Origin of the sequence: Paraburkholderia elongata (genome assembly GCF_013177735.1) — a bacterium.
In the GTDB taxonomy this organism is placed as follows: domain Bacteria; phylum Pseudomonadota; class Gammaproteobacteria; order Burkholderiales; family Burkholderiaceae; genus Paraburkholderia; species Paraburkholderia elongata.
The window spans coordinates 1-19,559 of the sequence record NZ_WOEZ01000262.1 but is presented as its reverse complement, the minus strand read 5'-3'; the positions used below and the strand labels follow the sequence as shown (position 1 = coordinate 19,559).

At 63.1% G+C, this 19,559-nt stretch carries 16 protein-coding genes; 11 read left to right on the top strand and 5 right to left on the bottom strand.

Going from position 1 to position 19,559, the window contains the following annotated elements; genetic code table 11:
• Nucleotides 1-1,837 (bottom strand): ATP-dependent DNA helicase RecG (recG, locus tag GNZ13_RS44215; protein WP_172176924.1); only part of this gene is annotated, 1,837 nt, incomplete at its 3' end.
• A 148-nt stretch (nucleotides 1,838-1,985) separates the two neighbouring features.
• Between recG and queA the strand changes: the two genes are divergently transcribed.
• The 5 genes from queA (at nucleotide 1,986) to secF (ending at nucleotide 8,024) form a co-directional block, all read left to right on the top strand.
• Nucleotides 1,986-3,035 (top strand): tRNA preQ1(34) S-adenosylmethionine ribosyltransferase-isomerase QueA, encoded by a 1,050-nt coding sequence (gene queA, locus GNZ13_RS44210; RefSeq protein ID WP_172176922.1) that lies wholly within the window; start codon nucleotides 1,986-1,988, stop codon nucleotides 3,033-3,035.
• Between the two features lie 111 nt (nucleotides 3,036-3,146).
• Complete coding sequence (gene tgt / locus GNZ13_RS44205) at nucleotides 3,147-4,352, top strand: tRNA guanosine(34) transglycosylase Tgt (protein ID WP_172176920.1); 1,206 nt, start codon at nucleotides 3,147-3,149, stop codon at nucleotides 4,350-4,352.
• 206 nt (nucleotides 4,353-4,558) lie between these two features.
• The gene (yajC, locus tag GNZ13_RS44200; RefSeq protein ID WP_020069679.1) at nucleotides 4,559-4,888 is read left to right on the top strand and encodes a preprotein translocase subunit YajC; all 330 of its coding nucleotides are present in this window, start codon (nucleotides 4,559-4,561) and stop codon (nucleotides 4,886-4,888) included.
• 118 nt (nucleotides 4,889-5,006) lie between these two features.
• Nucleotides 5,007-7,055, top strand: coding sequence for a protein translocase subunit SecD (secD, locus tag GNZ13_RS44195; protein ID WP_172176918.1), 2,049 nt, complete (start codon nucleotides 5,007-5,009; stop codon nucleotides 7,053-7,055).
• Between the two features lie 18 nt (nucleotides 7,056-7,073).
• Entirely contained in the window at nucleotides 7,074-8,024 is a 951-nt protein-coding gene (gene secF / locus GNZ13_RS44190) for a protein translocase subunit SecF (RefSeq protein ID WP_172176916.1), read from the top strand.
• A gap of 165 nt (nucleotides 8,025-8,189) precedes the next feature.
• Here secF and GNZ13_RS44185 read toward each other — a convergent pair whose 3' ends face one another.
• The 4 genes from GNZ13_RS44185 to GNZ13_RS44170 form a co-directional block, all read right to left on the bottom strand.
• Nucleotides 8,190-9,467 carry an MFS transporter gene (locus GNZ13_RS44185; RefSeq protein WP_172176914.1) on the bottom strand — a complete coding sequence of 426 codons (1,278 nt, stop codon included), beginning with the start codon at nucleotides 9,465-9,467 and terminating at the stop codon, nucleotides 8,190-8,192.
• A gap of 289 nt (nucleotides 9,468-9,756) precedes the next feature.
• Nucleotides 9,757-10,326 (bottom strand): YceI family protein, encoded by a 570-nt coding sequence (locus GNZ13_RS44180; RefSeq protein ID WP_172176926.1) that lies wholly within the window; start codon nucleotides 10,324-10,326, stop codon nucleotides 9,757-9,759.
• Between the two features lie 78 nt (nucleotides 10,327-10,404).
• Entirely contained in the window at nucleotides 10,405-10,968 is a 564-nt protein-coding gene (locus GNZ13_RS44175; RefSeq protein ID WP_172176912.1) for a YceI family protein, read from the bottom strand.
• A gap of 8 nt (nucleotides 10,969-10,976) precedes the next feature.
• Entirely contained in the window at nucleotides 10,977-11,537 is a 561-nt protein-coding gene (locus GNZ13_RS44170) for a cytochrome b (protein ID WP_172176909.1), read from the bottom strand.
• A gap of 479 nt (nucleotides 11,538-12,016) precedes the next feature.
• Here GNZ13_RS44170 and GNZ13_RS44165 point away from each other — a divergent pair, with 479 nt between their 5' ends.
• From GNZ13_RS44165 to GNZ13_RS44140, 6 genes are all read left to right on the top strand, one after another.
• Entirely contained in the window at nucleotides 12,017-12,784 is a 768-nt protein-coding gene (locus GNZ13_RS44165) for a paraquat-inducible protein A (protein ID WP_172176907.1), read from the top strand.
• A 7-nt stretch (nucleotides 12,785-12,791) separates the two neighbouring features.
• The gene (locus GNZ13_RS44160) at nucleotides 12,792-13,442 is read left to right on the top strand and encodes a paraquat-inducible protein A (RefSeq protein ID WP_172176905.1); all 651 of its coding nucleotides are present in this window, start codon (nucleotides 12,792-12,794) and stop codon (nucleotides 13,440-13,442) included.
• The gene (locus GNZ13_RS44155; RefSeq protein WP_172176902.1) at nucleotides 13,435-15,093 is read left to right on the top strand and encodes a PqiB family protein; all 1,659 of its coding nucleotides are present in this window, start codon (nucleotides 13,435-13,437) and stop codon (nucleotides 15,091-15,093) included. The genes GNZ13_RS44160 and GNZ13_RS44155 overlap by 8 nt, the downstream gene beginning before the upstream one ends.
• Entirely contained in the window at nucleotides 15,090-15,809 is a 720-nt protein-coding gene (locus GNZ13_RS44150) for a PqiC family protein (RefSeq protein WP_172176900.1), read from the top strand. Before GNZ13_RS44155 ends, GNZ13_RS44150 begins: the two co-directional genes overlap by 4 nt.
• 797 nt (nucleotides 15,810-16,606) lie before the next feature.
• Nucleotides 16,607-18,730, top strand: a complete 2,124-nt coding sequence (locus GNZ13_RS44145; protein ID WP_172176898.1) for a site-specific recombinase — start codon at nucleotides 16,607-16,609, stop codon at nucleotides 18,728-18,730.
• Between the two features lie 196 nt (nucleotides 18,731-18,926).
• Nucleotides 18,927-19,559 (top strand): THUMP domain-containing class I SAM-dependent RNA methyltransferase (locus GNZ13_RS44140; RefSeq protein ID WP_236002452.1); only part of this gene is annotated, 633 nt, incomplete at its 3' end.

Sequence of the window (19,559 nt, the reverse complement as noted above, 5' to 3'; positions counted from 1 at the left end):
CATCCATCACTGCAGCCTTCTCCGCCGGCGCGAGGCGTCCATGCACGAGACCGACATTCAACTCGGGCAACGCGGCCACCAGCGTCTCGTAGGTCTCCACCGCGGTCTGCAACTGCAAGGTCTCGCTTTCCTCGATCAGCGGACACACCCAGTACACCTGCCGCCCCGTCAGCGCGGCCTCACGCACACGGCCGATCACCTCTTCGCGCCGCGCGTCGGAGACCAGCTTGGTCAGAATCGGCGTGCGCCCAGGCGGCAGTTCGTCGATGGTCGAGACGTCGAGGTCGGCGTAATAGGTCATCGCGAGCGTGCGCGGAATCGGCGTCGCCGACATCATCAATTGATGCGGCTGGAAATCGCGCGCGCCGTCGGCGGCGCTCAGCGCCTTGGCGCGCAAGGCGAGGCGCTGCGCCACGCCGAAGCGATGCTGCTCATCGACGATCACCAATCCCAGCCGCGCAAACTCGACCGCGTCCTGGATGATCGCGTGCGTACCGATCACGAGCTGGGCTGTGCCGAGCGCGGCGGCTTCGATCGCGGCGCGCTTTTCCTTGGTCTTCAGGCTGCCTGCAAGCCACGCGACGCTCACGCCCAACGGTTCCAGCCAGCCGCGCAATTTGCGCGCGTGCTGTTCGGCGAGGATTTCGGTCGGCGCCATCAGCGCGGCCTGGTAGCCGGCATCGATCGCTTGCGCCGCAGCCAGCGCGGCCACGATCGTCTTGCCACTGCCGACATCGCCCTGCAGCAGCCGCTGCATCGGATGAGGCTGCGTCAGATCGAGCGCGATCTCGCCGCCCACGCGCTCCTGCGCCGCCGTCAGCGAAAACGGCAGCGCCTTCAGCAAACGCGCGACTAGCGCCGATTCATCGCCCAGCTTGCGGCGCGGCATGGCCGGCGCCGCACGCGTGCGGCGCTCGTCATGTGCGCGCTTCAACGACATCTGCTGCGCCAGCAATTCTTCGAACTTGATCCGCACCCACGCGGGATGCGTGCCGTCGATCAACGCGGTCTCATCGGATTGCACGCTCGGATGATGCAGGGTGCGCACTGCGTCCATCAGCGTCGGCACGCCGAGCGGCTGCATGTAAGTTTGCGCGATCGGCGCGGGCAGCAGCTCCGGCAACGATGTGCGCGACAACGCGTTATCGATCGATTTGCGCAGATACGCCTGCGTCACGCCCGCGGTGCTCGGATACACCGGCGTCAGCGCCTGCGGCAGCGGCGTGTCTTCGTCGACCACGCGCACCGCCGGGTGCACCATCTCCATGCCGAAGAAGCCGCCGCGCACGTCACCGCGCACGCGCAGCCGCGCGCCGATCGCCATCTGCTTGACCTGCGATCCGTAGAAATTCAGAAAACGCAGCACGAGTTCGTCGCCGGCGTCGTCGCGCAGTTTCACCAGCAACTGCCGGCGCGGGCGATAGGCAATCTCGTTGTCGAACACCACGCCTTCCGTTTGCGCGATGCCGCCCGGCAGCAGATGCCCGATCGGCGTCAGCGAGGTCTCGTCTTCGTAGCGCATCGGCAGATGCAGCACCAGATCGATGTCGCGCGTGAGGCCGAGTTTGGCGAGCTTGTCGGCGGGTTTGGCCACGGGTTTGGCGCTGGCTTCGACAGCAGGCTTCCTGGTGGCTTTGCCCGCGGGTTTGCCGGCAGGCTTGTCACCGAATGGGGCAACCATTTCACCTTCACGCGCGGCCTTGTCGCTCTCCGGCGCGACACCCCCGCCGAGGTCGTTCAGGTCGGCCGCCGCTGCTTTGCCCCGCGAGACGCGGCGCTTGGGCTCGGCGCTCACTTCATCGGTAGTGGAGGGCAATCGGCGTTCGGACAAAGGCATGGGTTGCTTCGCAAGTACAATATCGGCTGTCAAAGGTGTCGCCGCCAACCAGCGCGCGGGCTCGCGGGCTGCTCCGGCGTCCCGCAATCATAGCCGCCCGGCCCCGGCTTCGGCTCAATTCAGTCCCAATTCGCTTCCAGTCGTCCGCATGTTTACGCTTTCCGATTTCGATTTCGATCTGCCACCCGAGCTGATCGCGCAAGTCGCGCTGCCCGAGCGCAGCGCCAGCCGTCTGCTCGAAGTGGACAACACGGTGAGCCCCGCGCGTCTCACGGACCGCCGTTTTGCCGAGCTGCCTGAGTGCATCGCGCCCGGCGATCTGCTGGTCTTCAACGATACCAAAGTCCTGAAGGCGCGCTTCCTCGGCCAGAAGGCCAGTGGCGGCAAGATCGAAGTGCTGGTAGAGCGCCTGACCGGCGAACGCACTGCGCTTGCGCAGATCCGCGCGAGCAAGAGCCCGCAGCCGGGCACCGCGATCCGCCTCGCCGACGCGTTCGACGTGACGGTCGGCGAACGCGTCGAGCCGTTCTACACGCTGCATTTCCCCGACGACTGCCTGACGCTGATCGAGCAATTCGGCCGCCTGCCGCTGCCGCCGTACATCGAGCACGACCCTGACGCAACCGACGAAACCCGCTACCAGACTGTGTTCGCGCAAAACCCGGGCGCGGTGGCTGCGCCCACCGCCGGCCTGCACTTCGACGACGCGCTGCTCGCCCGGCTCGACGCCCGCGGCGTGGAGCGCGCGACACTGACGCTGCACGTCGGCGCGGGCACCTTCCAGCCGGTGCGGGTGGAAAATCTGGCCGAGCACAAAATGCACAGCGAGTGGTATCACCTGCCGCAGTCGCTCGCCGATAAGATCGCGGCGACGCGTGCGCGCGGCAACCGCGTGATCGCGGTGGGCACGACGTCGATGCGCGCGCTTGAATCCGCCGCGCGCGACGCGGATGCAGCAGGACGCCCGCTCGGCGCGGCCAGCACGGAAACCGACATCTTCATCACGCCCGGTTATCGATTCCGCGTGGTCGACCGGCTGGTGACCAATTTCCATTTGCCGAAGTCGACGTTGCTCATGCTGGTGTCGGCGTTCGCCGGCGTTGAGACGATTCGCGAGGCGTACCGGCATGCGATCGAACAGCGTTACCGCTTCTTCAGCTACGGAGACGCGATGCTGCTGACGCGCCGGGACGTTTGAAATCGGACACGCCGTTTCAAAGTTTTCGTAGTTCCCCAAGCCGCCGCGAGGCTCTCCGGCGGCGTTCAACATTCGCGCCGGACTGTTTTCCGGTAGCACAGGAGTTAGCCCATGACCAACGGTCATACCCACGACACAAGCGGTACCTGCAATACCTGCGCGAGCACCCCCTCGCGCCCTGAAAACGGCCTCAAATTCGAACTGCTCGGCACCGACGGCCAGGCCCGCCGCGGTCGCGTCACGCTGAATCACGGCGTGGTCGAAACGCCGATCTTCATGCCGGTCGGCACATACGGCACGGTGAAGGCGGTCCAGCCGCGCGAGCTCGAAGAAATGCACGCGCAGATCATCCTCGGCAATACGTTCCACCTGTGGCTGCGCCCGGGCCTGGAAACGATCGAGGCGCACGGCGGCCTGCATGGCTTCATGGGCTGGAAGAAGCCGATCCTGACGGACTCCGGCGGTTTTCAGGTGTTTTCGCTCGGCGATCTGCGCAAGATCACCGAAGATGGCGTCACATTCGCATCGCCGATCAATGGCGACAAGCTCTTCCTGTCGCCGGAAGTGTCGATGCAGATCCAGAAGGTGCTGAACTCGGACATCGTCATGCAATTCGACGAGTGCACGCCGTACGCGACCAACAACGTGCCGACTTCACATCAGGAAGCCGCGGATTCGATGCGCATGTCGATGCGCTGGGCCCAGCGCTCCATCGAGGAATTCAAGCGCCTCGGCAATCCGAACGCATTGTTCGGCATCGTCCAGGGCGGCATGTTCGAGGACCTGCGCGACGAGTCGCTGGCGGGTCTCGCGGAGATGGATTTCCACGGCCTAGCAATCGGCGGCCTGTCGGTCGGTGAGCCGAAAGAAGACATGATGCGCGTGCTGAACCATATCGGCCCGAAGCTGCCGGCCGACAAGCCGCACTATCTGATGGGCGTCGGCACGCCGGAAGACCTGGTGGCGGGCGTGGCGGCCGGCGTCGACATGTTCGACTGCGTGATGCCGACCCGCAATGCGCGCAACGGCTGGCTCTTCACCCGTTTCGGCGACATCAAGATCCGCAACGCGGCGCACAAGAACTCCCTGCGCCCGCTCGACGAGCAATGCGGTTGCTACACCTGCCGAAATTTCACACGCGGCTACCTGCACCATCTGCATCGTGTAGGGGAAATCCTCGGTGCGCAATTGAACACGATTCACAACCTGCACTACTACCTCGAGTTGATGCAGGAAATGCGCGACGCGATCGACGCAAAGCTGTTCGAGCCTTTCCGCAAGCGCTTCCACGAGAACCGCGCGCGCGGCATCGACTAGCCGGCAATCAGGAATCAGCTGACGAATTTGCCGGGGGAATCCGTTGGCCTCGCACGGAAAGCCTTACAATTATCTTTCGAACACGGCAGAAAAGGCTTTAAACGGTTGATCGGAAAGCCGATTCGCCGCGCCGACCCCCGTCAGGCCAGTGGTAGAATAACCGGCTGATTTTTTTGATCGTTTTGACTTATAACGGAGAGACCAACGTGTCGTTCATTTCCAATGCCTTCGCCCAAGGCACAGCAGCAGGTGGCATTGAATCGAACCTGATGAGCTTCCTGCCGCTGATCCTGATGTTCGGCGTGCTGTACTTCATCATGATTCGCCCGCAAATGAAGCGCCAGAAGGAACATCGCAACATGCTCGCCGCCATGGCCAAGGGCGATGAAGTGGTGACGAATGGCGGCATCGTCGGCAAGGTGACCAAGGTGGGCGAGGCTTACGTCGGCGTCGAAATCTCGGAAGGCACGGAAATCACCGTGCAAAAAGCGTCGGTGACGACGATTCTCCCGAAGGGCACGATCAAGTCGCTGTAAGGCCTGCTCTCTCGCGTCCGGCGCGGCCTCGCCAGCGGTTCTCGCAGAACAACGCTGAACTGCTGGCGCTCATCGCCGGACGCATCGCTTCCAAGCCAACCTTCCCGTTGGACCACTCATGAATCGTTACCCCCTCTGGAAATATGCCGTGATGCTGGTGGCTCTGGTCATCGGCCTCGTGTACACGCTGCCCAACCTGTTCGGCGAAGCGCCGGCGGTGCAGGTGTCGAGCGGCAAGGCGACGGTCAAGCTCGACTCGACCACGCTGTCGGCAGTCGAAGCGGCGCTCGCTGCCAATCAGATCAAGCCTGACGAAGTCACGTTCGACAATTCGTCGACCAACGCGAACATTCGCGTGCGTCTGCTGGACACCGACACGCAACTGCGCGTGAAGGATCTGCTGCAGAAGTCGCTGAACAGCGACCCGACCGATCCGCAGTTCATCGTTGCGCTGAACCTGCAAAGCGCGTCGCCGCGCTGGCTGAGCGCATTGCATGCACTGCCGATGTACCTCGGTCTCGATCTGCGCGGCGGCGTGCACTTCCTGCTGCAGGTCGACATGGCCGGCGCACTCAACAAGAAGCTCGACTCCGACGCATCGGATGCACGCACCATGCTGCGTGACAACAACATCCGCGACGGCGGCGTGAACCGCGTCAACCAGACGGTGGTGATCAATTTCGCCGACCAGGCCACGGCGGACGCGGCGTCCAAGCAACTGGGCCGCGGCATCGGCGAACTCCAGTGGGCCTCGCAAGCGAACCCGGACGGCGGTCTGCAACTGATCGGCACGTTCACGCCGGTGGTGCAGAAAGCCGTGCAGGACGCCGCGCTCAAGCAGAACATCACCACGCTGCATAACCGCGTGAACGAACTCGGCGTGGCCGAGCCGGTGATCCAGCAGCAAGGCTCGGACCGTATCGTCGTCGAACTGCCGGGTGTGCAGGACACGGCGAAGGCAAAGGACATCATCGGCCGCACGGCAACGCTCGAAGCGCGCCTCGCCGACCCGGTGAACACGCATCCGAATCCGTCCGATCCGGTGCCGCCGGGTGACGAGCTGTTCACGCAAGGCAACCAGACGCCGGTGCTGCTGCGTAAGCAGATCATCTTCACGGGTGACCGCATCATCGACGCGTCGGCCGGCTTCGACGAGCATCAGCGTCCGTCGGTCAATATCCGTCTGGATTCGGCGGGTGGCCGTGCGGTGCGCAGCGTCTCGCGCGACAACATCGGCAAACCGATGGCGATGGTGCTGTTCGAAAAGGGCAAGGGCGAAGTGCTGACGGTGGCGACCATCCAGTCGGAACTGGGCGACCGCTTCCAGATCACCGGCCAGGCCACGCCGCAAGGCGCCGCCGACCTCGCGCTGCTGTTGCGCGCCGGTTCGCTGGCAGCACCAATGGACATCATCGAAGAACGCACGATCGGCCCGAGCCTCGGCGCGGACAACATCCAGAAGGGCTTCCACTCGGTGGTGTGGGGCTTCGTGGCAATCGCCGTCTTCATGATCGCGTACTACATGCTGTTCGGCGTGATCTCGATGATCGGCCTGTCGGTCAACCTGCTGCTGCTGATCGCCGTGCTGTCCATGTTGCAGGCCACGCTCACCTTGCCGGGTATTGCCGCTATCGCGCTTGCGCTCGGTATGGCGATCGACTCGAACGTGCTGATCAACGAGCGCGTGCGCGAAGAACTGCGCCACGGCGCGCCGCCGCAACTGGCAATCCAGAACGGCTACGCGCATGCATGGGCGACGATTCTCGACTCGAACGTCACCACGCTGATCGCCGGCCTCGCGCTGCTCGCCTTCGGCTCCGGCCCGGTGCGCGGCTTCGCGATGGTCCACTGTATCGGCATCATGACGTCGATGTTCTCGGCTGTGTTCTTCTCGCGCGGCGTGGTGAACTTCTGGTACGGCGGCAAGAAGAAACTCAAGTCGCTGGCCATCGGCCAGGTGTGGCGTCCGCAACCGGAGGGTATCGACGGTGCCGCCGCTTACCTCGGTAACGAAGATGCTGCGACCGACACTGCACGAGCCGTCGCCGCGGCAAGCGCCAAGCCGAAGGCCAAAGCTGCGGCCCAGGCGCGTGCCAAGCCGACCGTGCGCCGCCGCGACGGGTCGGGTTCGTCGAACACGCCGCAGAAACCGGGTTCATCCCGCTGAGTCCCGGAGAACAAGACCATGGAATTTTTCCGTTTTCGCAAAGACATTCCGTTCATGCAGCGTGCGTTGATCTTCAACGCCATCTCGCTGCTGACGTTCCTTGCCGCTGTGTTCTTTCTGGCACATCGCGGCCTGCATCTGTCGGTGGAATTCACTGGCGGCACGGTCATCGAAGTGCAGTACCCTAACGCCGCGCCGCTCGAACCGGTGCGCGGCACGCTCAACAAGCTCGGCTATCCCGACGCGCAAGTGCAGAACTTCGGCACCTCGCGCGACGTGCTGATCCGTCTGCCGCTCAAGCAAGGCTACACGTCGGCGCAACAGAGCGACCAGGTGATGGGCGCGCTGAAGGGCCAGGATCCGCAGGTGCAGTTGCAACGCGTCGAGTTCGTCGGCCCGCAGGTCGGCAAGGAACTCGCTACCGACGGCCTGCTCGCGCTGGCCTGTGTGGTGGTCGGCATCATGATCTACCTGTCGTTCCGCTTCGAATGGAAGTACGCGGTGGCCGGCGTGATCGCGAACTTGCACGACGTGATCATCATTCTCGGCTTCTTCGCGTTCTTCCAGTGGGAGTTCTCGCTGTCGGTGCTGGCTGCGGTGCTCGCGGTGCTCGGCTACTCGGTGAACGAATCCGTCGTTATCTTCGACCGGATTCGTGAAACCTTCCGCCGCGAACGCAAGATGACGGTAATCGAGGTGATCAACCACGCGATCACCAGCACGATGTCGCGCACGATCATCACCCACGGCTGCACGCAGATGATGGTGCTGTCGATGTTCCTGTTCGGCGGCCCCACGCTGCACTACTTCGCCTTGGCGCTGACGGTCGGTATTCTGTTCGGTATCTACTCGTCGGTGTTCGTCGCCGCGGCGCTCGCCATGTGGTTCGGTGTGAAGCGCGAAGATCTGATCAAGGACAAGAAGGATCGCGTCGATCCGGACGATCCAAACGCAGGCGCGCAAGTCTGAGCTTGCTGTAGACAGACTTCGCAATAGAAAAGGCCGGTTCTCTCGAACCGGCCTTTTACGTTTACCGCCTTTGCGGCCTTTGTTGCCGCGCCGCTCTGTCCCGCCGTCCTCGCACCCTACACGCTCGCGGAGCCCTGTCGCGCAGCAGGACAACGCGGCAGCGTGTTAGCGGAATCCAAGCTTGCGCCGCGCCGCCATCAACGCCACCAGGCTCACGCCCGCCGCAAAAATCATGTAATAGCTCGGCGCGGCTTTCGACCCCGTGAAGCTGATCAGCCACGCGATGATGAACGGCCCGAAGCCACCGAAGATCGTCACGGCTATGTTATAGGCCAGCGACATGCCGGTCGTACGCGTCTGCACCGGAAACATCTCGGAGAGCAAACCCGGCAGCGCCGCGAAGTAGCCTGTCATCAGAAAGCCGAACACGATCTGCAGCGCGATCAGCGTGCCGAAGGTCGGATGCGCGACCAGATACACGAAGGCCGGATTGATCAGGATGAGAAGCAGCAGCGCCGAGATCAGCATGATCGTGGTGCGCCCATGGCGGTCCGACAGATGGCCGACCAGCGGCGAGAACACCATCTGGATCATGCCGGTCAGCGCAATCGCCGCGAACGCGACCGACGGCGCCAGCCCCAACTGCTTCACGCCGTACGTCGGCATGAACAGCACCAGATAGGTCGACACCGTACCGAGCACCACCACGCCGATCGCAATCACGAGGCGCAGCTTCTGGCTGGTGAAGGTATCGCGCAGCGGCGTCATGGTCGTTTCCGCCGCGAGGAACTCAGGCGTTTCGTCGAGTTTGGCGCGGATGTACCACGCGACCGGCCCGATCAGAAGACCAAAGAAGAACGGCACGCGCCAACCCCACGAGGCCATCTGCTCCGGCGACAGCTTGCCGGTCAGCAGCACGCCGAAGCCGGCCGCGAGCAGCGTGGTGAGCCCCTGGCTCGCGACCTGCCAGCTCGCGAAGAAACCACGCCGCCCCGGTACGTGTTCCGCGAGAAAAGCCGTGGCACTGCCGAATTCGCCGCCCGCCGAAAAGCCTTGCATCAGACGCGCCGCCACGAGAATCACCGGCGCGGCAATGCCGATGCTCTGATACGTCGGCAGAACCGCGATGATCAGCGTGCCGCACATCATCAGCAGGATCGACAGCATGAGCGCCGCCTTGCGTCCGGCGCGGTCGGCGTAAGCACCGATCACGATCGCGCCGAGCGGCCGCATGAAGAACGACACGCCGAAGGTGCCGAGCGTCAGCAGCAGCGAGACCGTGTCGTTGCCCGCCGGGAAAAACAGCTTCGCGATGATGACCGCGAAAAAACCGTACACCACCAGATCGAACCATTCGAGCGCGTTGCCGATCGAGGCGGCGACCACCGCGCGCCACGAATTCTGCCGGCTCCCCGCCAGGCTTGCCGCTGTCGTTGCATTCATGCAGATCTCCAATGCGCGCGAAATATTATTTACGTAGGTTTTACGCTGGATATTGCCGAACTGGATGCACGCACAACCAATACGGAACCAGCGCTCTATGTACCTGAAAAATTAAAACGACGCGAGCGGCAAATAGCTCGTGGCCGCCGCACAAGGCTTCCCGCGTTGCTAGCGGGCAATAAAAAACCGCTTCATCGCAAAAGCGAACAAAGCGGTTTTTTTGTTGCGGCGCAACGGCCGCGTCATGAGCGGCATTAAATACAAATAGGCAAAAGGCTCGTTAAAGCGCTTATTGCTTGATGCCTTCCGACTGAATATGCAGCTTCGTATCCATGCTGAAGCCATACTTGGCGCCGAAATCCATGCCGTAGTCGTTGCGGTTGAAATGAGCGCTCGCTTCCACGCCGCACACTTCGCGCTTGAGCACCGGGTGCTGCATGCACTTGAACGATTCGATCTTCAGATTCAGCGGCTTGGTCACGCCGCGGATCGTCAGGTTGCCAATCACTTCGATCGGCTTGTCACCGTCGAACTTGATATCGGTCCCTTTGTAAGTCACCGCCGGGTACTTGGTGACGTCGAAGAATTCGTCCGATTTCAGATGCTCGTCGAGCTTGCCGTTGCCGGTCTGGACTGAAGCCGGGTCAACCGTGACGTCCACCGTGCCGGTTTTCGCCGCGCGGTCGAGCGTGACCGTGCCCGAGTTCTTGATGAACTTGCCGCGCCACACCGAGAGGCCGCCGAAGTGATCCGCTTCGAAGCTCGGAGACGTGTGGGTCGGGTCGAGCTGATAGGTGTCGGCGGCAGCAAACGCGCCGAGCGAGAAAGAAGAGGCCAATGCGCCGACGGCGATCAACAGGGATGTTTTCAATTCAGGCTCCTTATGTTTCTGGAATTCTTGAAGGCTAGCGGCTGCGCCCAAAGAGCGCAGCGAACATCACTTGCCTGCTGCGACGATATGAAATTTGATCACCACGTCATCGGCGACCACCGAGGTGTCTTTCCATTCGCCGGTGCCGATGTCGAATTGCGAGCGCTTGATCGGCAACGAGCCGTCGAACGTTTGCGTCGCGCCCTGCTGGCTGACCGTGACCGGCACCACGACGGTCTGCGATTTACCCTTGATGGTCAGCTTGCCGGTGACCTTGAACTGATTGGCGCCGGCCGGCGCAATCGCGCTCGACACGAAGGTTGCCGTCGGATAGGTCTTCGCGTCGAACCAGTCCTTGCCGCGCACCTGATCGTTGTAGCTTTCGTCACCGAGGTCGTAACTGCCGACGTCGATGCTGAACTGAGCGTTGCCGTCGGCCGGTTTTGCCGGATCGAACTTCACTTGCGCGGTGAATTTACCGAATTTCCCTTCCACCGGCACGTTCATCTGCTTCGACGTCGCCGTCACCGAACTTTTGGCGGCGTCGACCTGCGCGAGCGCACTGCCCGCCGCGGTCAGCGAGGCCGCCGCGAACGCGGCGAGCATGTAGCGATAAAACGAAACTTTCATGGTTATCCTTATTTGATGAAAGGGAGCATGCGCGACAGCAGGCCGTCGCGGTCCAGCCATTGATGCTTGACCGCCGCTGCGACATGCAGCGCGACCAGCACGAGCAACGTGTAATTCAGCACGATATGCACATTCTTCAGCAGCTCCTTGAGATGCGGGTCGGGTGCAATCAGGCGCGGCAGCGGAATCAGGCCGAGGTACACCACCGGCACGTTGGCCGCCGAGCTATACAGATAGCCGGAGACGGGAATCACGATCATCAGCACGTAGAGCAGAAAATGCGTGAGATGCGCGGCGCCGCGCTGCCAGGCCGGCATGCGGCGCGGCATCGGCGGGCCCGCGTGGGTGGCGCGCCACAGAATGCGCACCACGGCGAGCACGAACACCGTGACGCCGATCCACTTGTGATACGAAAAGTAGCGCAGCTTGGTGGGTGTGAAGCCGGGAATGTCGGTCATCACCCAACCGAGCGCGAAACCGCACACGATCAGCAGTGCGATCAGCCAGTGAAAGGCGATGGCAGTCCGCGTGTACGACTCCCGGCCACCGAAAGAAGGATTGAGTGCCATGACAGGTCAACGCAAGCTAAGAAAAGTTAACGGCGCAGCCGGCCTCGCTATTCCATGCTGGCAATGCATGCTGCATTGTGCGACTCGATAGAAAGCATGGCGACTACGGAACACGCCAAGGCCGCCATGCTACCGCAAGCGGAACAAGCTGGCTGTGTCGACCACTTCAGCGCTTACTCTGGTCCCATGCAAAGCACTTACTCCGGTCCCATGCAAAGCTGGCTGCCCGGAATGCCGCATGCGTAAAGTTTCCCCAAGTACAGAATGGCACTGAACAATTGGGGACGGAGACTGTCTGAACCTAGCGATTTTGTGTAAGACTAGTCCTGATGCCGACGCGGCCTGACTGACAGCTGCACCGGGCGCAATGGCCGGCCAAGCGGCGAAGCGCGTTTGGTACTATTGCTCCACGCTTTTTCCAGCCCTGCCCTAATACCGGCATTGCACCCCTCCTCACACGTCGTTAGCTCTTCTGCCGTATGGAACATGACAACCTGATCGCGTGCCATGAGTGCGATACGCTGTTCCGCAAGCCCCCGCTTGTCGGGCGGTCGGTCGCACGCTGTTCGCGCTGCGGCGCGACGCTCTATCGCGGCGTCTCCCGCAAGCTCGACAGTATCTGCGCAATGACGCTAGCCGCGCTGATCACCTTCGTGATCGCCCAGGCCTTCCCTATCGTCGAACTCGAAACCAATGGCATCACCTCGCAGACCACGCTGTTCGGCGCGCTGGTCGCGCTGTGGGGCGAAGACATGCAGATCGTCGCGGTCATGGTGTTCTGCTCGACCATTCTGTTCCCGCTGACCGAACTGGTCGCATTGCTCTACGTGCTGGTCCCGCTGCGCGCCGGCTACGTGCCGGTCGCCTTCAACCGCGTGTTGCGCGCCATTCAATTCGTGCGGCCCTGGGGCATGATCGAAGTGTTCATGCTCGGCGTGCTGATCACCATCGTGAAGATGGTGAGTCTCGCACGCGTGATTCCCGAAGCAGCGCTATTCGCGTTCGGCGTGCTGACGCTGATGATCGCGGTGGTCCTCACGTTCGATCCGCGCGTGCTGTGGGACCTCGCCGACGAAATGAGCGACCGCAGCCAGAGACCGCTGCCGCGCGCCTCCGCGGACAGCGCCGCGGCTACCGCCAGTTCGCTTGCCGAGCCGCCACCACCGCCTGATGTGCAAGGCGCGGCGCAATCCGCATTGCCGCCGGGTGTGCCGCCGGGTGTGCCGCCGGCGCCGCATCAGGGATGAGCACACGATGAAATACGTGACCGCGAAGCGCGCGGGTCTGGTCGCTTGCCACGCGTGCGGGCGCGTCGAGCCGCGTATCCGTTCCGTCACGCCGCAGCACTGCGGACGCTGCGGTGCGACCCTCCACTCGCGCCACCCCGATAGCCTGATGCGCACCTGGGCGCTGCTGCTCGCCGCGGCCTTGCTGTATATTCCCGCGAATCTTCTGCCGGTGATGCATACGTCGTCGCTGCTCGGTTCGGAAGACGACACGATCATGAGCGGTGTCGTGTACTTCTGGACCTCGGGCGACTGGCCGTTGGCCGTGATCGTGTTCATCGCCAGCATCATGGTGCCGATGCTCAAGCTCAGTGTGCTGGTGCTGCTCACCGTCACCGCGCAGCGCCGCTCGCGCTGGCGGCCGGAGCAACGCACCACGCTTTACCGGATGGTCGAACGGATCGGGCGATGGTCGATGCTCGACGTGTTCGTCGTCACGCTGACCGTCGCGCTGGTGCGCTTCAAATCGCTTGCCGTGATCACGGCCGGACCGGGTGCGATCGCCTTCGGCTCGGTGGTGATTCTGACGATGATGGCATCCATGCAATTCGATCCACGGCTCATCTGGGACAACGTGGAAAGCAGTACCCAAAAACCTCAGGACCTCGAACATGACTAGCCCGCCAGGACCGACGCCCGCCTCCGATGCGCCGCGCAACGATTCGAACGGACCGAAGCTACCGCCTCAATTGCCTGACCCCGACATCGAGCCGCGCCGTCGCTGGCTGCCCTCCCTCGTCTGGGTGATTCCGCTGATCGCCGCGCTGATCGGCGTCGCGCTCGTGATCAAGTCGGTGACCGAAAGAGGCCCGACCATCACGATCACGTTCGTCAGCGCCGAAGGCCTCGAACCCGGCAAGACCAAGGTCAAATACAAGGACGTCGACGTCGGCTCGGTGAAGACCATCACGCTATCGAAGGATCTGTCGCACGTACAGGTTCAGGTGCAACTCACCAAGGAAGGCGAAAACTTCGCGGTCAAGGATTCACGCTTCTGGGTGGTGCGTCCTCGCGTCGGCGCGAGCGGTGTGTCCGGACTGACCACGCTGCTCTCGGGTGCGTACATCGGTGCGGACGCCGGCCATTCACCGGACACGGAGAGAGACTTCGTCGGCCTCGAAACGCCGCCGCCTATTACGGGCGGCCAGAAGGGCCACCAGTTCATTCTGCACGGCGACTCGCTCGGCTCGATCGACATCGGCTCGCCGATTTTCTACCGGCGCGTGCAGGTCGGCCAGGTGGTCGGCTTTTCGCTCGACAAGGACGGCACCGGCGTGACGATGCAGGTCTTCGTGTCGGCGCCGTTCGACCAGTACGTCGGCACCAATTCGCGCTGGTGGCATGCGAGCGGCGTCGATTTGCGGCTCGACTCGAGCGGCTTCAAGCTGAATACGCAGTCGCTTGCGACGGTGATCGTCGGCGGCTTGTCGTTCCAGTCGCCGCCGGGCCAGGGCGTGGGCGCGCAGGCGCCGAACAACATGACATTCCGCCTCGGCTCGGATGAATCGGACGCGATGCGCGAACCGGACGGCGTGCCGTTGCGTGTGGTCATGAACTTCAATCAGTCGCTGCGTGGGCTGTCGGTCGGCGCGACCGTCGATTTCCGCGGCATCGTGCTGGGCCAGGTGACCAACATCGGCATCGACTACGATCCAAAGACGCGCAGCTTCACGATGCCGGTGACGATGAACCTGTACCCGGACCGTCTCGGCAAGCGCTTCCGCGAAACCGCGCCGACACCGGGCAGCCTCGCGGGTCAAACCTTGATGCAACAGCTCGTCAAGCATGGCCTGCGCGGCCAGTTGCGCACCGGCAATCTGATTACGAGCCAGTTGTACGTGGCGCTCGATATCTTCCCGAAAGCGCCGCCGGCCAATGTCGACGTAACGGGCGATCCGCTCGAGTTGCCGACCATTCCGAACTCGCTCGACGAACTGCAGGTCCAGGTTGCCGACATTGCGAAGAAGCTCGATAAGGTGCCGTTCGACCAGATCGGTTCGAACCTGAACAGCGCGTTGAAGAATGCCGACCAGCTGTTCACGCGACTCGACAAGGAAGTGGTGCCGGAGGCGCGCGACACCCTGGCCGCGGCGAAGCAGACCTTCGGTTCGGCCGAAGCGACGTTGCAGCAGGACTCGCCGTTGCAGTCGGATGTTCATCAGGCGTTGCAGGAGCTGACGCGTACGTTGCAGTCGCTGAATGCGCTGTCGGATTATCTGGAGCGTCATCCGGAATCGCTGTTGCGCGGTAAACCAGGAGATAAACCATGATGTTTGCCCGGCTCCCCCGCCCGCCACGCGGGCTTGTGCGCGGCGCTGTTTATGTCGGCGCTCTGGCCGGACTGGTGGCGATGGCCGCGTGCTCGTCGCCAAGCAGCCACTTTTATACGCTCGGCGCGGATGGTGCGCCTGCTGGCTCCGCGGCGCCGGTTAGCGCCCGGACGTCGACTGCGCCGGCGTGGCTGATTGAAGTCGCGCCGATCGATGTACCGCCGCAAGTGGCGAAGAATCAGCTTGTGGTGCAGACGGGGCCGACGCAGGTCAAGGTACTCGAAGAGGAGCGTTGGGCTTCGTTGCCGGGTGATGAGATTCGTCGGGCTTTGTCGACCAGTCTTACGCAGCAGCTGGGCACGATCGACGTGTACGGCACTGCGTATGCGGATACGACGCCGGTGTACCGGGTCAGCATGAATGTGCAGCGGTTCGAGTCATGGCCGGGGTCGCATGCGTTGATCGATGCGGTTTGGAGCGTGCGGGCTGTACGTGGTACTGCGGTGATGACCTGTCGGAGTGTCGTGAGTGAGCCGGTTAGCGGCGGCTACGACGCGCTGGTTAATGGGCATCGGGCCGCGTTGCAGCGGATTGCTTTGCAGGTTGCTGGTGCTGTGCAGGCTATGGCTGCTGTTGCTCCGCAAGGGAAGGTTGTTGGTGCTAAGGGTGCTGGTTTTGCCGTGCCGGCGTGTCCTTCTGCTGTTGCGGGTAGTTGAAGGTTTTTTTGCCCTGCGGGCGCCTGGTTGGTTTGGGTCGCTCCGCGGGGGTCTTGTTTTGGTGGTGGGCTTCGGTAGCGACCTTGCGGTGTTGGCCCTTCCTTGTTTTCTTATTGGTTTATTAGCGTCGCCCCTGTGCGGGGCAGGCACCTACTTTTCTTTGCCTGCCGCAAAGAAGTAGGCAAAAGAAAGCGGCTCCAACCCTCTGCTAAGCGGGTCCCGTGGCTTGCAAGGGGTAGTGGTGCATCTGAAATCCGCGCCCTCGCACATTCGGCCCGAGTGACAACAAAGCAGTCATACTTCCGGCGGCGCTGCGCGCGCCGAAGAGCACTTCTTAAAACCGCCGCTACGTTTTGGCTCTCGCGCTTCATTGGCGTCTCGCCGAGGCGAAGCCGATGGCTCACACCGCCACCAACCGAAGCCTCTGGTTTCCCTCGTGGCCCCATCCGCGACGCACGCGGTGCGGAGTGGGACTTGGTGAGCCCTTTGTCACTCACGCCGAATGTGCGAGAACACAGATTCCAGATGCTCCACTACCGCAACTGTGCGAGGGACCCGCTTAGCAGGGGGTTCGAGCCGCTTTCTTTTGCCTACTTCTTTGCGGCAGGCAAAGAAAGTAGGTGCCTGCCCCGCACAGGGGCGACGCTAATAATCCAATAACAATTCAAGGAAAAGCCAACGCCGCAGGCACACAGACAAAAGCCACCGCGAAGGCAAACAATCCAGGGCAAAGCCCAACGCCGTAGGCAACGATACCCTAAGCACCGCAGGCAACAACCCCGTAGGGCAAAAACCAAATGTTCACCTCATTCAAAAGATTCATAAAAAAATGGCGCGCCTCCCGCGACGGCGGCCACCAACTGGACGCGCTGCTAGCGATCGCCGACAAGACCGCGCCATACCCAGACCGCAGCGAATGGCTGATCGAACTCGCCCATTGGATCCACCGCGGCCGCGCAGTCCAACCCGAGCAACTCGATAACCCCGTCGAAGACACTCCGTCACGCTCAACCCCAGCGCACACAAGAATCCGCTATCTCCTCCACGTGCTGGACCGCAACCCGGCCTGGAAGGCCAACGTCGCCGGCATTCTCCGCGCGCTCCTTCGCGAAAGCGACGGCCTATCGCTGCTCTGCGATGCAGGCATGCCTGTGCACTCAGGCTTCTTCGGCGCACTCTTCGAGCGCCTCGAAGCCTCCCTGATCCCGCCTGCGCCGAACCGGCGCGACCTGCGAGCGATCGTCACGCTGATGTTCAGCCAGGACCGCAACGCCGAATGGATCGCCAATCTGCCAACCGATCTGCTCACCCGCATCCGCGCCCTCTTCGACTATGAACAGGACGACAGCGAACAACGTGACATCACCCCGTTCTCGCTCGACCTGCTGGCCGCCCTGCACAACCTCACCTGCCAGATCAGTTCGACCGGTCTGTCACAAACCGTCCGCAGCCGTCTCGGCGAAATCGACGTCCGCGATGCCGGCGATGTACGCGTCGCGATGGAAAAGCAGCCGTTCTATCGGCTCACGCGCGCCATGCTCGCCGTCGAAGCGGCCCATCAGGCAGTCAGCGCAGGCGCCCCGCAAGACAAGCTGCTGCATGAGGTCAACTATCTGCGCCTGCTGCTCGACGAGTGCCGCAGCGCCACGGACAACGTCTTTGCCCATCTCTATCGCAACGGCGTCAGTGTCGATATCGTGTTTCAGGTCGAACGGATGCGCATGCGCATCGTGCGCGCGGAGCATCTGCTGAACGCCTGGATGACGCAGGACGATCCGCACGCCAGCGCGCGTCTCGCCGCCGAACTGGTGAACGCGAATCACGCGAGCCAGAGCGTCGCGCATCTCGTGCGCAGCAATTTCTCGTTGCTGGCGCGCAAAGTCGTCGAGTACAGCGCCGATACGGGCGAGCACTACATCGCGCGCGATCGCGCCGAATACCTGAAGATGCTGCGCATGGCGGCCGGTGGCGGGCTCGTGACTGTCGTCACGGTCTGCGTGAAATTCGCTATCACCGGCGTGCATCTGCAATCGATGTTCGAAGGCCTGCTCGCCGGCATCAATTACGCGGCCAGCTTCCTGCTGATGCACTTCCTGCACTTCTCGCTCGCCACCAAACAACCGGCGATGACCGCACCCACCCTCGCCCGCGAACTCGACGGCACCGGCACGCCGGCAGGCGTCGACAGCTTCGTGAGTTCGGTGACCGCGCTAGTGCGCACGCAGGCAGCCGCGGTGCTCGGCAATGTGCTGCTGGTGTTTCCCGTGTGCTTCGGCGTGCAATTGCTGTGGCATGCGCTCTTCAACGCCAACATCATTTCGCCCGAGAAGGCGCACGTCACGCTGCACTCGTTCTCACTGTTGGGGCCGACGCCGTTCTACGCCGCGTTGACCGGCGTGCTGCTGTGGTCGTCGAGTTTGCTGTCGGGTTGGGCGGACAACTGGTTCGTCCTGCATCGCGTGGCGGATGCGCTCGCCTACAACCGGCGCCTGCGCATGACGCTTGGCGCAGCCGGCGCCGCCCGGCTCGCAGCGTTTTGCCGCCCGAATGTGGCGGGCGTCGTGGGCAATATCACGCTCGGTCTGATGCTCGGGCTCGTGCCGGCGATCCTCACCGCCTTCGGCTTCACTTTCGAGGTGCGTCACGTGACGCTCAGCGCCGGCTCGATCGGCATTGCGCTCGGCGTGCTCGGCAAGGGCGCCTTGAAGTTGCCGGAGTTGTGGTGGGCGGTCGCGGGGGTCGGCAGCATGGCGATCCTCAACGTGGCCGTGAGTTTCGCGCTCGCTTTCTACATGGCGGTGAAATCGCGCGACTTGCGGCGCAATACGGTGCGCTCGCTGCGTGGCGCGATATGGCAGCGGGTGTTCCGGCATCCGCTGGAGCTGGTATGGCCGGCCAAAGCGGCGCCTCAGGGCAAATGAAGACCACGCGCAGGGGCGCCCGGCGAACGGATGCCACGCCGTTCCACGTGCGCCGCCGCGCCACCCCAAAGCCACGCGTTCCGGATGGGTGCGGGCCGCCCGGGCGGCGCCGCCGCGTCCCTGGGAACAGCCCCGCCTGGCCCGCCATCCCGACCGCGTACAATAGCGCCTTATCTAACGCCTTCCGGCAACCTCAATGTCCTTCGATTTCTTCCTTCCCTGTCCGCGCGGCCTTGAAGCCTCGCTCGCCACCGAGCTCGCCGAAATTGCCGCGAAGCACCTGAACGGCGCGCCGTTCACGGCCGGCGCGCAAGTGCCCGGCGGCGTGCATTTCCGCGGAGGCTGGGCCGCCGGCATGGCCGCCAACCTGCACTCGCGTATCGCGAGCCGCGTGCTGCTGAAAATCGCGCATCGGCCGTATCGCAGCGAACAGGACATTTACGCGCTCGCGGTCGAACAGCGCTGGGAGCAGTGGTTCTCGGCGAACGAAACGCTGCGTGTGGACGTCACCGCGATCAAATCTCCACTGCGCAGCCTCGAATTCACGACGCTGCGTGTCAAGGACGCAATCTGCGACCGTCTGCGTGAAGTGAGCGGTGCGCGTCCGAACATCGACACCGCCATGCCCGACGTGCGCGTGTTCGCGTTCCTCACCGCCACCGATTGCACGCTCTACCTCGACACCTCCGGCGATCCGCTCTTCAAGCGCGGCTGGCGCCTCGACAAGGGCGCGGCGCCGCTGCGCGAGAACCTCGCGGCGGGCATCCTGCGTCTGACCGGCTGGACCGCCGGCACGCCGCTGTACGACCCGATGTGCGGCAGCGGCACC

Coding starts and splice junctions, on each gene's coding strand:
- GNZ13_RS44145 (WP_172176898.1), top strand. CDS start 16,607: ATGTTCACCTCATTCAAAAGATTCATAAAAAAATGGCGCGCCTCCCGC.
- GNZ13_RS44170 (WP_172176909.1), bottom strand. CDS start 11,537: ATGGCACTCAATCCTTCTTTCGGTGGCCGGGAGTCGTACACGCGGACT.
- GNZ13_RS44165 (WP_172176907.1), top strand. CDS start 12,017: ATGGAACATGACAACCTGATCGCGTGCCATGAGTGCGATACGCTGTTC.
- secF (WP_172176916.1), top strand. CDS start 7,074: ATGGAATTTTTCCGTTTTCGCAAAGACATTCCGTTCATGCAGCGTGCG.
- GNZ13_RS44150 (WP_172176900.1), top strand. CDS start 15,090: ATGATGTTTGCCCGGCTCCCCCGCCCGCCACGCGGGCTTGTGCGCGGC.
- GNZ13_RS44175 (WP_172176912.1), bottom strand. CDS start 10,968: ATGAAAGTTTCGTTTTATCGCTACATGCTCGCCGCGTTCGCGGCGGCC.
- GNZ13_RS44160 (WP_172176905.1), top strand. CDS start 12,792: ATGAAATACGTGACCGCGAAGCGCGCGGGTCTGGTCGCTTGCCACGCG.
- GNZ13_RS44185 (WP_172176914.1), bottom strand. CDS start 9,467: ATGAATGCAACGACAGCGGCAAGCCTGGCGGGGAGCCGGCAGAATTCG.
- queA (WP_172176922.1), top strand. CDS start 1,986: ATGTTTACGCTTTCCGATTTCGATTTCGATCTGCCACCCGAGCTGATC.
- secD (WP_172176918.1), top strand. CDS start 5,007: ATGAATCGTTACCCCCTCTGGAAATATGCCGTGATGCTGGTGGCTCTG.
- tgt (WP_172176920.1), top strand. CDS start 3,147: ATGACCAACGGTCATACCCACGACACAAGCGGTACCTGCAATACCTGC.
- GNZ13_RS44155 (WP_172176902.1), top strand. CDS start 13,435: ATGACTAGCCCGCCAGGACCGACGCCCGCCTCCGATGCGCCGCGCAAC.